Raw genomic sequence first — 13,234 nt, 5'->3', positions numbered from 1 at the left:
GACAACGCCAGTTACTGCAGCGTCGCGTCCAGCTTGATCTCGGTGTTCAGAAGTTTCGACACCGGGCAGCCGGCCTTGGCCTTGCCCGCGAGTTCCTGAAATTTTGCATTGTCCGCGCCCGGGATCTTCGCATTCAGCGTCAGATGAACCGAGGTGATCGCAAAACCATCGCCCTGCTTTTCCAGCGTGACGTCGGCCCTGGTTTCCATGTGTTCGGCGGTGAGCTTGGCTTCTCCCAAAATCAGGGACAGCGCCATGGTGAAGCAGGCGGCATGCGCGGCGCCGATCAACTCTTCCGGATTGGAGCCGGGCTTGCCCTCGAAGCGGCTGGCGAAGCCGTAGGGGTAATCGCTGAGCGCGCCGCTCCTGGTCGAGATCGCGCCCCTGCCGTCCTTGATGCCGCCCTGCCACTTGGCGGATCCTGATGTCGTCGTCATCGCATGCTCCTTGTCACGGTTGAATCCGTCGATAAGCCGCAGCGTGGCAAATGGTTGCGACAAAGGCGTGTCGCAAACGGAAGCGAAGTTTCTACGCCCCGACCAGCGCTTTCGCCGGCAGCACCGCCTGCACGACGAGGCCGCGAGCGCGGGCATCCATCACGCCGACGGCGCGCAGCGCCAACAATGTGACGGTTTGCACGGCGTCGCGCAGCTTCGCGGGATCATCCAGATTCTCGGGCGCCAGCGGGCCGACCAGGGATTCATGCAGCGCGCCGAGCAGCGCGGTGGCAGCGAGCGCCGTGTCCTGTGCGGGGAGATGTCCGGCGCGCACCGCGGCGTCGATCCTGGCGGCAATCTCGCCGGAGATTTCGCGGCGGCTGGCGAGCCGCGACACCGAGACGTCAACATCGACAGGTTCGGCAAGAATGCCCCAGGCGAGCTTGCGCTGCGACAGCACATGCACGGCAACGGTGGTGACGGCGCCGGCCAGCGCCGAGGACGGCCCCGGCGCGGCATCCGCCGCGCGGCGGATCGCGGCCAGTTCGTCGCGCGAGACCTCGGCGATCAGTTCGGAAATCAGCTCGGCCTTGGAGGGGAAGTAGCGGTAGACGGTGCCGGCCGCGACATTGGCGCGGACTGCGACGGGCGCGATCTGGACCGCCGCCATGCCGCCCTCGGCCGCAGCGTCCCGCGCCGCCGCCAGGATGGCGCTACGCCGCGCCGCCAGCCGCTTTACGACCTGATGGGTTCGCCGATAGACCATGGCGCGCCTTCCGTCCCCGGCGCGCCCTGGAGCCCCGTGGAGCCTGCCAGAACGCGCACACCTTCAATGTCTTGAGCGATAGCCGCAGTCATCGCTTGAAGAAGTGAACAACTATTCACGCCTGATGACAAGACGGTTTTGCAGCGTGGTTCGGGGAGGATTGGCCGGCCAAGGCGCTTGCGAATGCCGCGCTGTGGGCGGCGTTCATCAAACCGCGAGCGATGTTTAATGCCCTGGCGCACGATATCGCCGCCATCGCCTCGCGCCGTTCACGCCCCCGCCGCAACCAGTTTTGGCGCCGGTTCATGCCGCCACCACGATCCGCCGCGGCGCAGGATCAGCGTGGACACGACCAGCGTGGTGCCAAGGCCGGTCGGAATACCGGTGAACATGTAGCAACCGATGAGGGCCACGACGGCGCCGAGCGCCGGAAGCTCGTAGGTGCGAAAACCGGACTTCAATCCTATGCGGACCAGGAAGGCGATCGGGATCGCCAGCACCATCATGTCGTACATGAAGAGATAGGGCGTGGTCAGCAGCGTCCCGGCGGCAAGCGCTGCGGCCTTCAGCGTGTAGGGCACACGGCTTCGCCACAACAGAGCCAGCACCACGGCAACAGAGGCGGTGAGAACCCACTGGAAAGCCCAGCCGAGCGGTTCGCTGCCGCCGAAGTAACGCACCATCGAGAAGATGCTCTGCAGCTTCCACCATGGGGCCTTGCCTTCGGTCAGGAACGTCTGCGAGAATTTCGGCATCCAGTGGAAGAACGCCAGCCAGCTCTCGATGCCGAAGGCGAGCCAGGAAGCGGCGGCCAGCACGACCGCCGTTACGCCGGCGCTGATGAACACGCGCCAATGCCCGGCTGCGATCAGCATGATCGGAAACAGCAGCCCGTATTGCGGCTTGTACGTCAAAAGCCCGAGGCAGATGCCTGCCAGTACCGGCCGTATCGGGATCAGATAGAGCGTGCCTCCGATCAGCGCCGCGGTGAGGAATCCGTTCTGCCCGACCAGCGCATTGATGAACGCCATCGGAATGGCGAGCGCGAGCAAATAGCCGAAGTTGCTGCCGACGATCGCGCGCATCGCGACGAGAAAGGGCAGAAAGCTGACCACGACCCAGCCGATAAAGGCGAGTTGATAGGGAAGCTGTGCAAGCAACGAAGCGACGAACAGGAACGGCGGCGGATAGTGCCAGGCAAAATAGCCGACAAAATCCTGGCCGAGTTTTGCGACCTCGACCTGCTTCTGGATGTCCCAGTCATACGCCTGCGCCGGAACGCCATCGAGCACCAGCCGCCCTGCTGCCCAGACGTTGATGAAGTCGGTCGGGATGCCGAGGCCGTTCGGATCGTAAACCCACCAGTGCGAGGAATATGCCGCCAGGCAAAGGGTCACGTTCGCAACTGCCAGCACAAGGCAAACCCTGACGAGCCACGCGGGAATTGCGGTTTGCTCCGGTGCGGTCTTGAGCGGGCTGAGGGCAACGGCCATGCGAAATCCTTGCTCGAGCGCACCCTGTCCGAACGCGCAGGCCCCCAAGCAATAGGCCGGACTGAATTGAGGAAATCTTAAGTTTTAGCGCGCCAACGTCGGTTTTTCCCAGTCGTCCCTGCGAACGCAGGGACCCATACCGCGTGATGCCTCAATGTGACGACCGGTTAGACGTCCTTTGCAAACAATCAGCTACGGTGGTTATGGGTCCCTGCTTTCGCAGGGACGACGGTGTACGAGTGCAAGCGTCTCCTACTCCCAGCTCAGCGCGCCGCCGTTCTGATACTCGATCACCCGCGTCTCGAAGAAATTCTTCTCCTTCTTCAGGTCCATCGCCTCCGACATCCAGGGAAACGGATTCTCGGTTTCGTCGAACACCCGCGCCAGCCCAAGCTGCGCGCAGCGGCGGTTGGCGATGAAGTGCATGTAGCTCTCGCACAGCGCCGCATTCAGGCCGAGGAAGCCGCGCGGCATGGTGTCCCGCCCGTAGGCCGCTTCCAGTTCGGCCGCCTCGCGCACCATGGCGCGGACTTCGTCCTGAAAGGCTTTGGTCCACAGATGCGGATTCTCGATCTTGATCTGGTTGATGACGTCGATGCCGAAGTTCAGATGAATCGATTCATCGCGCAGGATGTACTGGTACTGCTCCGCGATGCCGACCATCTTGTTGCGGCGACCGAGCGAAAGGATCTGCGCAAACCCGGTATAGAACCACATGCCCTCGAAGATGACGTAGAAGGCGACGAGATCGCGCAGGAACGCCTGGTCCGCTTCCGGTGTCCCGGTGCTGAAATCGGGATCGTCGAGATGCTGGGTATGCTTCAGCGCCCAGGCCGCCTTGTCGGTGATCGACGGCACCTCGCGGTACATGTTGAACAGCTCGCCCTCGTCGAGGCCGAGGCTTTCGACGATGTACTGGAACGTATGGGTGTGAACCGCCTCCTCGAAGGACTGCCGCAGCAGATACTGCCGGCACTCCGGATTGGTCAGATGGCGGTAGATCGCCAGCACGATGTTGTTGGCGACGAGGCTTTCGGAGGCTGCGAAGAAGCCGAGGTTGCGCTTGATGGCGCGGCGTTCATCCTCAGTGAGGCCGTCGCGTGATTTCCAAAGGGCGATGTCGGCCTGCATCGAGACTTCGGTCGGCATCCAGTGATTGTTGCAGCCGGCGAGATATTTCTCCCATGCCCATTTATATTTCAGCGGCAGCAGTTGATTGACGTCGGCGCGGCAGTTGATCATCCGTTTGTCGTCCACGGACACCCTGCCGCCGCTTCGGTCGATGGTGCCGAGGCCGGTTTGATCGGCCGCAACAGTGGTTTGCGCCACCAAGGGAAGCGGCATCCGGCGCTGGGTTGCAGCGGGTTCTGACCAGTCGAGCATTGTCGTTTCCTTCTTTTCTTGTCTGCTTACTGGCAGGCTTCGCATTCGGGATTGTCGATGGAACACGCGATAGCACCGGACAGGTCAGGCGCCGTGATGGCGGACGGCACGATGATCGGCGCGCCCGCCGACATCGCAGGTGCGGCCGCAACGGCGTTGAGCTTGCCGTCGGTGCCCCGCAGCGTGGACTTTTCGACATGCGTCGCACTGCGCGAGCGCAGGTAATAGGTCGTCTTCAGCCCGCGCGCCCAAGCCAGCCGATAGAGCGCGTCGAGCTTTTTGCCTGAGGGATTGGCGATATAGAGGTTGAGCGACTGCGACTGGTCGATCCATTTCTGCCGCCGCGAGGCCGCTTCGATCAGCCAGGCACTGTCGATCTCGAAGGCGGTGGCATAGAGCGCCTTGAGGTCATCAGGAATGCGATCGATCGTGCCAACGCTGCCGTCGAAATATTTGAGGTCGTTGACCATCACCTCGTCCCACAGCCCGCGCGCCTTGAGGTCGCGCACCAGAAACTCGTTCACCACGGTGAAGTCGCCGGACATGTTGGATTTGACATAGAGGTTCTGGTAGGCGGGCTCGATCGACTGCGCGACGCCGCAGATGTTGGAAATCGTCGCCGTCGGCGCGATCGCCATCACGTTCGAATTGCGCATGCCTGATGATTTGACGCGCTCGCGCAAGCGATCCCAGTCGAGCGTCACGCCGCGGTCCATCGCGAGGCCGCCGCGGGCTTCCGCCAATAGCTCGATCGAATCGATCGGCAAAATGCCCCGGCTCCACAGCGAACCGTCGAACGACGGATAGCGCCCGCGCTCGGCCGCCAGATCGACGGAAGCCGCGATGGCATAATAGGAAATCAACTCCATGCTGGTATCGGCGAAGGCAACAGCCGCGTCGGAAGCCATCGCGATTCGCAACGCCTGCAGCGCATCCTGGAATCCCATCAACCCGAGACCGACCGGGCGGTGCCGCAGGTTCGAGCGGCGCGCTTCCGGGATGGTGTAGAAATTGATGTCGATGACGTTGTCGAGCATCCGCATCGCAATGGTCACGCTGCGCTTCAGCCGCGGCTCATCCAGCCGCCCTTCCCGTACATGGTTGAGCAGATTGATCGAGCCGAGATTGCAGACGGCAGTCTCGTCGTCGGAGGTATTGAGCGTGATCTCCGTGCAGAGGTTCGAGGAATGAATCACGCCGGCATGGCGCTGCGGCGAGCGCAGATTGCAGGGGTCCTTGAACGTGATCCAGGGATGCCCGGTCTCGAACAGCATGGTCAGCATCTTGCGCCAGAGATCCGTGGCGCGAACCTGCTTGAACACGCGGATCTCGCCGCGCGCCGCCTTTGCCTCATATGCCGCATAGCGCTCGGCGAACGGTTGGCCATAGAGATCGTGCAGGTCGGGCGTCTCATCTGGCGAGAACAGCGTCCATTCGCCGTCGGCCTCGACGCGCTGCATGAACAGGTCGGGCACCCAGTTCGCGGTGTTCATGTCATGGGTGCGGCGGCGGTCGTCGCCGGTGTTCTTGCGCAGGTCCAAAAATTCCTCGATGTCGATATGCCAGGTTTCGAGATAGGCGCAGACCGCACCCTTACGCTTTCCGCCCTGGTTGACCGCGATCGCAGTGTCGTTCGCCACTTTGAGAAACGGCACCACGCCCTGGCTCTCGCCATTGGTACCCTTGATGTGGGCGCCGAGCCCGCGCACGCGGGTCCAGTCGTTGCCGAGTCCGCCGGAATACTTTGCCAACAGCGCGTTGTCCTTGACCGATTTGAAGATGCTATCAAGGTCGTCGGCAACGGTGGTGAGGAAGCACGACGACAATTGCGGCCGCAGCGTTCCCGAATTGAACAAAGTGGGCGTCGAAGCCATGAAGTCGAACGACGACAGCAGATCGTAGAACTCGATGGCGCGCCCCTCGCGGTCGATCTCGCGCAGCGCGAGACCCATGGCGACGCGCATGAAGAACGCCTGCGGCAGTTCGATGCGGTTGCCGCGCTCATGCAGGAAATAGCGGTCGTAGAGCGTCTGCAGCCCCAAAAACTGAAACGCCAGGTCGCGTTCCGGCTTCAGCGCCGCGGCGAGCTTTTTCAGGTCGAACCGCGCCAAATCGGGATCGAGCAGTTCGGCCTTGATGCCGGTCTTGATGTAGGCGGGAAAGTATTCGCCGTAGCGTACCGCCATGTCGGCCTGCGACGCGCTGGTCGGCGCATCAAGCACGAACGACAGAACCTCGGTGCGCAGCTTGTCGAGCAATAGCCGCGCGCTGACATAGGCGTAGTCCGGCTCCTGCTCTACCAGCGTGCGCGCCGCCATCACCGACGCCAGCGCCAGTTCGCCCTCGCCGATGCCGTCGTAGAGATTGCGCTGCGTCTCAGTGAGCACGGCTGCGGCGCTAACGCCGTCGAGACCGGCGCAGGCCTCTTCGATGATCAGCGTCAGGCGCGCGATATCGAGCGGGACCTGCAGGCCGCTCGCCAGCGTGACGCGCAGCGCAGGCTCGCCCGACGGCTGAGCGGCATTGGCGGCTTCCTGTCCGGCGCGTTGTCTAGTTCGCTCCTCGCGATACAGCACATAGGCGCGCGCGACCTTGTGGTGCTCGCTGCGCATCAAGGCCAGCTCGACCTGGTCCTGCACGTCCTCGATATGAAAGGTGCGGCCCTCGCTCATCCGGCGCGACAGCGCGCCGACGACTTCCGAGGTCAGTTGCTCGACGATTTCATGCACGCGGCGGGAGGCGGCCGCGCCATGCCCCTCGACCGCGAGGAACGCCTTGGTCATCGCGACCGAAATCTTGCTGGCGTCGAATTTCGAAACCGTGCCGTTGCGGCGGATCACCTGCATCGGCGGCGCGCTGTCCTGCGAAGCTGACGATTCGGTTCGCAACGCGAGAAAGGGAGCGGCTTTGGCTTCGGGAGAAACGAGTTGAGAAGATTGCGACATCGGCAGACCCCGTAGTGTTGTTGGGGCTGGATGTCTTGGAGCGACGCTGCATTGGATGCCCGGCGCAAAGCACCGGCATGATTCTGCGAGCGACCGCCGGACACCCCGCCCGTGGACGTTTTTCGGTGTCGCGGCAGGTCTCCTGGCTCGCAGGTCGGCGTCGTACCCGGTCTTCCCAATGCGTGGCCGCATCAGTGACGTGAAATCGGGAACAACTCACTGCTTACAGTTGCGGGGGCAGCGTCGGATTCTCGCAAAACACGCGATACACCGACTTCCCTCTTAGCCACCAAATCTTGCGATAGGGCGGGCCGTGACGGCTATATCTGGTATTATTCGGGCCGGAGTGTCAATGGGGCGCTGGAGATCGACGATCAAAAAATTTCCGCAGGGGGATGAAAAGCACGGGAAGCTGATTCTTTCTCCGCTTGAAAAACGTTTTCCCCGCTATTCCAGCCGCGTTCAGCTCATGACGTCGCATAGGGCGCGAAGCGGGACCGCGTTTCGTCGATTCGCAAGGCCCGGCCGACCGGCGGAAATGCGCGCTGCGGACAGTCCGGCCGTTCGCACACCTTGCAGCCCATGCCGATCGGCGTCGCCAGTGACGGATCGATCTTGAGGCCCTGCGAATAGACGATTCGCTCCGCATGGCGAACATCGCATCCGAGGGCGACCGCAAACGTCTTGGCGGGCGCGCCGTAGCCCCCTCGGCCGTGCGACACCGTCCGGGCAACCCAGAGGTAGGTTCGCTCATCGGGCATCCGCGCCAACTGCGTCAGGATACGCCCCGGGTTGGCGAAGGCCTCATAAACGTTCCACAGCGGACAGGTCCCGCCGACCCGCGAAAAATGGAAATCGGTCGCCGATTGGCGCTTCGATATGTTTCCGGCGCGATCGACCCGGATGAAGAAGAACGGCACGCCCCGCGCATTGTGGCGCTGCAGGGTGCTCAGCCGGTGACAGATCGTTTCAAAGCCCACCCCGAACTGGTGACTGAGCAACTCGATGTCGTAACGGCACCGCTCCGCCTCGTTGAGGAAAACGGCGTAAGGCAGGATCAGCGCGCCGGCGAAATAGTTTGCAAGGCCAATGCGGGCGAGGCCGCGTGATTCGTCGCTGGTGAACTTTGCCTTGTCGACGATCGAACATATCGCCTCGTCCAGTTCCAGAATGGCGATCTGCGTCGCGAGCTGAAACGCCTGCTGGCCGGGATCAAGGCTCGGCGACAGCCGCAGCGTCCGCGTGCGGCCATCGAACAGGCGCTGCGTTCCCGATCCCAGCTCGTCGATCGCGTCGATCAGGACAGTCACGCCGTGCCGGCTTTCGAGATACGACACCAGGCTTGGCGTCATCCGCCCGATCGGCAATTCCACGCGGCCGGCGATCGCTTCCGCCGCATCGTCGAGCTCGGCAATGTAGTTGTGATGCAGATAGAAGAAGTCGCGGACTTCCTCGAACGGCGTGGATGGCAGTACCGCCGCCACGGCTTGACGGTCGTCGCCGAGCCGCGCGGAGATTGCCGCATATTGCTCGGCGGCATGGCGGTATTTGCGGTTGAGGTTGACCAGCGCGCGCCCGACCGCGGGCATGTTTTGCGCGAGTTCGCGAAGTTCAGCGATAGCGATCGATTCGCCCAGTGAAGGATCCGCCAGCGCTTCGCGGAGGTCCGAGATCAGGCGCGCCTCATCGCCCTCGGCGAACGACTGCACGTCAAGGCCGAATACCGAATTGAGTGCCAGCAGCACCGGCACGGTGAGCGGCCGCTGATTGTTTTCCAGTTGGTTGAGGTAGCTGAGCGAGATCCCGAGTTTGCCGGCAAGTGCGGCCTGCGTCAGGCGCTGCTCCTCGCGCAGTCTTTTCAACCGCACGCCCATGAAGGTCTTTTTCATCGCATCACCTTCGCAAACTTTGCAAACTAAGCGGCTTTTCTTCGCAAGACTATGCTTTATCAGCCGTTTCGACGGTGCACGTTTGTAGATATTGCGAAGTCGTGAGGAAATAACAAGTCGTCCGGAGCAGGAAAAATGCATTCAGCGGCGTCGCCAAACCTCCATCCCAACGAAACCCGGTTCGTGGAGATGGTGTTTCCGGAGCAGGCCAATCACTACGGCACGCTGTTCGGCGGCCATGCGCTGAGCCTGATGGGCAAGGCGGCATTCGTCACGGCCACGCGGCACGCCCGCCAGAGCGTGGTGATGGCGACTTCGGACAGAATCGAATTTCATGAGCCCGTCCATGTCGGCGAACTCGTCGAACTCGTCGCCCAGGTCGTGCGCGTCGGCCGCAGCTCCATGACGGTCGCCGTCGACATGATCCGCGAAGACCTGATCAGCGGCCGGCGGAAATCCGCGGTGCGTGGAACGTTCGAGATGGTTGCGGTCAACGAATTCGGCCGTCCGGTTCCGATCGCGCAACCAACCATGACCGATCCAATCCAGAAGGAAGCTGCGTCTTGAAACAGCATAGCGTTCGCACGTCCAAATCGGCCGATCATCTCCCGCGCGCGAGCCAACTGGCCTGGAAGATCGCCGAGGTCGCCGCCGACCCGGTCGCGGTCGAGAGCGATGTGGTGGAGATGCTGGGCAACCGCATCATCGACAACGCCGCCGTTGCCGCGGCCTCGGTGGCGCGGCGTCCCGTTGCCAGCGCGCGAGCGCAGGCCGAGGCGCATCCGTTCCAGCCGGGGGCCACCGTGTTCGGCCTGACAAGGCCGCAGCGGATTTCGCCGGAATGGGCCGCCTGGGCCAACGGCGTCGCCGTCCGCGAGCTCGATTTCCACGACACGTTTCTGGCGGCGGACTATTCGCATCCCGGCGACAACATTCCGCCATTGCTGGCTGTCGCCCAGCACTGCGGGCTGACGGGCGCGGACCTCGTTCGAGGGCTGGCGGCGGCCTATGAAATTCAGGTCGACCTCGTGAAAGGCATCTGCCTGCACGAGCACAAGATCGATCACATCGCCCATCTCGGGCCGTCTGCCGCCGCCGGGATCGGCGCGCTGCTCGGCTTGCCTGCCGAGACGATCTATCAGGCCGTTCAGCAGGCGCTCCACGTCACCACGACCACGCGGCAGTCGCGCAAGGGCGAGATATCGAGCTGGAAGGCCTATGCGCCGGCCTTCGCCGGCAAGATGGCGATTGAATCCGTCGATCGCGTGATGCGCGGCGAAGGCGCACCGTCACCCGCCTATGAGGGCGAGGACGGTTTTATCGCCTGGCTGCTCAGCGGCCCCAAGGCGGAGTACGCAGTGCCGCTGCCGGAAAAGGGCGAACCCAAGCGCGCCATTCTCGACACCTACACCAAGGAGCACTCGGCCGAATACCAGAGCCAGGCCCTGATCGACCTCGCACGCCGGCTGGGACCGAAGATCGGCGATCTCTCGAAGATCGAAAGCATCGTCGTCCACACCAGCCACCACACCCACTACGTCATCGGCACCGGCGCCAACGACCCGCAGAAGATGGACCCGAAGGCGAGCCGCGAAACGCTCGACCATTCGATCATGTATATTTTCGCGGTCGCGCTCGAAGACGGCGGCTGGCATCACGAGCGATCCTACGCCCCCGAGCGCGCCGGTCGCGAAACCACGGTGGCGCTGTGGCGCAAGATCTCGACGATCGAAGACCCCGCATGGACCCGCCGCTACCACAGCCACGATCCGAAGGAAAAGGCGTTCGGCGGCCGCGTTGTCGTGAGACTGAAGGGTGGCTCCGTCATCAGCGACGAACTAGCGCTGGCTGACGCGCATCCGCTCGGCGCCCGCCCGTTCAGGCGGCCGGACTATATCCGGAAATTCCGCAACCTGGCGGAAGGCGTAATCAGCGCGGCTGAGCAGGATCGCTTCATCGCTACGGTGGAACGACTGGCCTCGCTCAAAGCAGGTGAACTGACCGACCTCACCTTCGCGATCGATCCAAAATTTCTCGGCAGCACATCGACGCACGGCATCTTCGACTGGCGCGACACTGCTCCGGTTGCGGTCCAGCGCGCCGCCAGCAATCGATAAGGGAGATTAAAATGACGGACATCAAGCCTTCGCCCAAGAAATCGGTCGCACTTTCAGGCGTGATCGCCGGCGACACCGCGCTGTGCACGGTCGGCCGCACCGGAAACGACCTGCATTATCGCGGCTACGACATTCTCGACGTCGCCGAAAGCTGCGAATTCGAGGAGATCGCGTATCTCCTCGTTCACGGCAGCCTGCCCACCTTGTCGGAGCTCAGAAACTACAAGGCCAAGCTGAAGGCGCTTCGCGGGTTACCTTCAGCGGTATTGCAGACGCTGGAATTGCTGCCTGCCGCCGCGCATCCGATGGACGTGCTCAGAAGCGGCGTTTCCGCGCTCGGCTGCATCCTTCCCGAGGCCCATGATCACAATCAGCCCGGCGCGCGCGACATTGCCGACCGGCTGATGGCCTCGCTTGGGTCGATGCTGCTGTACTGGCACCACTACGCCCACCATGGCCGCCGGATTGACGTCGAAACCGACGACGATTCGATCGGCTCGCACTTCCTGCATTTGCTTCATGGCAGAATGCCGCCGCCATCGCACGAGCGCGCGATGCATACCTCGCTGATCCTCTACGCGGAGCACGAGTACAACGCCTCGACGTTCACGGCGCGCTCGATCGCGGGCACCGGCTCCGACCTCTACTCCGCGGTCACCGGAGCGATCGGCGCGCTGCGCGGGCCGAAGCACGGCGGCGCCAACGAGATCGCGTTCGAAGTGCAGAAGCGCTACGGCGATACGGACGAGGCGGAGGCCGATATCCGCCGCAGGGTCGCGGCCAGAGAGGTCGTCATCGGCTTCGGTCACCCGGTCTACACCATTGCCGACCCGCGCAACAAGGTGATCAAGGAAGTCGCGCGCCGCCTCAGCATCGAGGGTGAGAACACCCGGATGTTCGAAATCGCCGACCGGATCGAGGCCGTCATGGCCGATGCCAAAAAGATGTTCGCCAATCTCGACTGGTTCAGCGCAGTCTCCTACCACGCGATGGGAGTGCCGACCGCGATGTTCACGCCGCTGTTCGTGATTTCCCGTACGTCGGGGTGGGCGGCGCATGTGATGGAGCAGCGCATCAACAACAAGATCATCCGCCCGGCCGCGAACTATATCGGCCCGGAGAATCTGAAGTTTGTGCCGTTGCATGAGCGTGGCAAGGCGGCCATCGCCCCACGCGCCGCGTAAGGAAGCAACAATGGTGTATCTCCTGGGTACTGATCTGGCCGACAGGCCGGCCGGGGTCCGCTTTCGCGATCTCCTGGACAAGCCAGGCATCCTCCAGATGCCGGGCACGCACAACGGAATGGCCGCGCTGCAGGCCCGCGACGCGGGCTTTTCCGCGCTCTATCTGTCCGGCGCGGCGATGACAGCATCGATGGGCCTGCCGGATCTCGGCATCATCACGATCGAGGAAGTCGCCTTCTTCATCCGCCAGGTGGCGCGCGCCAGCGGCCTGCCGGTGCTGGTCGATGGCGACACCGGCTATGGCGAAGCGCTCAACGTCATGAACATGGTGCGCACCTTCGAGGACGCCGGTGCCGCGGCCGTTCACATCGAGGACCAGTTGCTTCCGAAAAAATGCGGCCATCTCAACGACAAGAAGCTGGCGGATGCGCGCGACATGGCGGCCAAGGTCGCCGCCGCTGCCAAGGCGCGGCGTCATCTCTATCTGATTGCGAGAACGGACGCCGCAGCCAGCGAAGGCATGGACGGCGCGGTAGCGCGTGCAAAGCTCTATCTGGAAGCGGGAGCGGATGCGATCTTCCCGGAAGCAATGATTTCGCGCGAGATGTTCCAGGAGTTCGCCAGGCGCATTCCCGGCGTTCCGATGCTGGCGAACATGACCGAGTTCGGCAAGACGCCGTTCTTCACCGCGTCCGAGTTCGAGGCCATGGGCTATCGCATGGTGATCTGGCCGGTATCGTCGCTCCGCGTCGCCAACAAGGCCCAGCAGAATCTGTTCGCCGCCCTCAAACGCTATGGCAGCACCTGCAAGATGCTCGACCAGATGCAGACGCGCGCCGAACTTTACGCAACGATCGGGCTGCACGATTACGAAGCGCTCGACGCCTCCATCATCAGAACCATCGTTCCCACAGGCATGCCGCAGAGGTGAACTGTTCCGTCATCTTGCCGGTCGATATGGAATTCATTGAAAAGCCAATGCGGTCGGCGCCACCCGATCTCGTATTGACTGAGATCGCC

General features: G+C 63.0%; 10 protein-coding genes and 1 riboswitch. Of the genes, 4 read left to right on the top strand and 6 right to left on the bottom strand.

Annotated elements, in window-relative coordinates:
- Positions 1–11: 11 nt before the first annotated feature.
- From IVB05_RS04960 to IVB05_RS04935, 6 genes are all read right to left on the bottom strand, one after another.
- Entirely contained in the window at positions 12–437 is a 426-nt protein-coding gene (locus tag IVB05_RS04960) for an OsmC family protein (RefSeq protein ID WP_247783330.1), read from the bottom strand.
- A gap of 91 nt (positions 438–528) precedes the next feature.
- Positions 529–1,203 carry a TetR/AcrR family transcriptional regulator gene (locus IVB05_RS04955; protein WP_214490601.1) on the bottom strand — a complete coding sequence of 225 codons (675 nt, stop codon included), beginning with the start codon at positions 1,201–1,203 and terminating at the stop codon, positions 529–531.
- Positions 1,204–1,472: 269 nt separating this feature from the next.
- Positions 1,473–2,696 (bottom strand): glycosyltransferase family 87 protein, encoded by a 1,224-nt coding sequence (locus tag IVB05_RS04950; protein ID WP_247783329.1) that lies wholly within the window; start codon positions 2,694–2,696, stop codon positions 1,473–1,475.
- 252 nt (positions 2,697–2,948) lie between these two features.
- Positions 2,949–4,079: a ribonucleotide-diphosphate reductase subunit beta gene (locus IVB05_RS04945; protein WP_247783328.1), complete on the bottom strand. Its 1,131-nt coding sequence runs from the start codon at positions 4,077–4,079 to the stop codon at positions 2,949–2,951.
- 26 nt (positions 4,080–4,105) lie between these two features.
- A complete protein-coding gene (locus IVB05_RS04940) occupies positions 4,106–7,024 on the bottom strand; it encodes a ribonucleoside-diphosphate reductase subunit alpha (protein WP_247783327.1) in 2,919 nt (972 codons plus the stop codon).
- A 114-nt stretch (positions 7,025–7,138) separates the two neighbouring features.
- A riboswitch (cobalamin riboswitch) is annotated at positions 7,139–7,355 on the bottom strand.
- 136 nt (positions 7,356–7,491) lie between these two features.
- Positions 7,492–8,913, bottom strand: coding sequence for a short-chain fatty acyl-CoA regulator family protein (locus tag IVB05_RS04935; protein WP_247783326.1), 1,422 nt, complete (start codon positions 8,911–8,913; stop codon positions 7,492–7,494).
- 135 nt (positions 8,914–9,048) lie between these two features.
- Between IVB05_RS04935 and IVB05_RS04930 the strand changes: the two genes are divergently transcribed.
- The 4 genes from IVB05_RS04930 to prpB are packed head-to-tail and all read left to right on the top strand — an operon-like array spanning position 9,049 to position 13,145.
- The gene (locus IVB05_RS04930) at positions 9,049–9,480 is read left to right on the top strand and encodes an acyl-CoA thioesterase (protein ID WP_247783325.1); all 432 of its coding nucleotides are present in this window, start codon (positions 9,049–9,051) and stop codon (positions 9,478–9,480) included.
- Entirely contained in the window at positions 9,477–11,030 is a 1,554-nt protein-coding gene (locus tag IVB05_RS04925; protein ID WP_247783324.1) for an MmgE/PrpD family protein, read from the top strand. The genes IVB05_RS04930 and IVB05_RS04925 overlap by 4 nt, the downstream gene beginning before the upstream one ends.
- An 11-nt stretch (positions 11,031–11,041) precedes the next feature.
- Positions 11,042–12,214, top strand: coding sequence for a 2-methylcitrate synthase (gene prpC, locus IVB05_RS04920; protein WP_247783323.1), 1,173 nt, complete (start codon positions 11,042–11,044; stop codon positions 12,212–12,214).
- Positions 12,215–12,224: 10 nt separating this feature from the next.
- Positions 12,225–13,145: a methylisocitrate lyase gene (gene prpB, locus IVB05_RS04915; protein ID WP_247783322.1), complete on the top strand. Its 921-nt coding sequence runs from the start codon at positions 12,225–12,227 to the stop codon at positions 13,143–13,145.
- Positions 13,146–13,234: the final 89 nt, after the last annotated feature.

Source organism: Bradyrhizobium sp. 170 (assembly GCF_023101085.1).
In the GTDB taxonomy this organism is placed as follows: Bacteria; Pseudomonadota; Alphaproteobacteria; order Rhizobiales; family Xanthobacteraceae; genus Bradyrhizobium.
This window is presented reverse-complemented; position numbering and strand designations above follow the sequence as displayed.

Bases quoted from the DNA above. Each gene is read 5' to 3' on its own strand.
- IVB05_RS04945 (WP_247783328.1), bottom strand. From the start codon at position 4,079: ATGCTCGACTGGTCAGAACCCGCTGCAACCCAGCGCCGGATGCCGCTT.
- prpB (WP_247783322.1), top strand. From the start codon at position 12,225: ATGGTGTATCTCCTGGGTACTGATCTGGCCGACAGGCCGGCCGGGGTC.
- IVB05_RS04930 (WP_247783325.1), top strand. From the start codon at position 9,049: ATGCATTCAGCGGCGTCGCCAAACCTCCATCCCAACGAAACCCGGTTC.
- IVB05_RS04935 (WP_247783326.1), bottom strand. From the start codon at position 8,913: ATGAAAAAGACCTTCATGGGCGTGCGGTTGAAAAGACTGCGCGAGGAG.
- IVB05_RS04940 (WP_247783327.1), bottom strand. From the start codon at position 7,024: ATGTCGCAATCTTCTCAACTCGTTTCTCCCGAAGCCAAAGCCGCTCCC.
- IVB05_RS04955 (WP_214490601.1), bottom strand. From the start codon at position 1,203: ATGGTCTATCGGCGAACCCATCAGGTCGTAAAGCGGCTGGCGGCGCGG.
- prpC (WP_247783323.1), top strand. From the start codon at position 11,042: ATGACGGACATCAAGCCTTCGCCCAAGAAATCGGTCGCACTTTCAGGC.
- IVB05_RS04950 (WP_247783329.1), bottom strand. From the start codon at position 2,696: ATGGCCGTTGCCCTCAGCCCGCTCAAGACCGCACCGGAGCAAACCGCA.
- IVB05_RS04960 (WP_247783330.1), bottom strand. From the start codon at position 437: ATGACGACGACATCAGGATCCGCCAAGTGGCAGGGCGGCATCAAGGAC.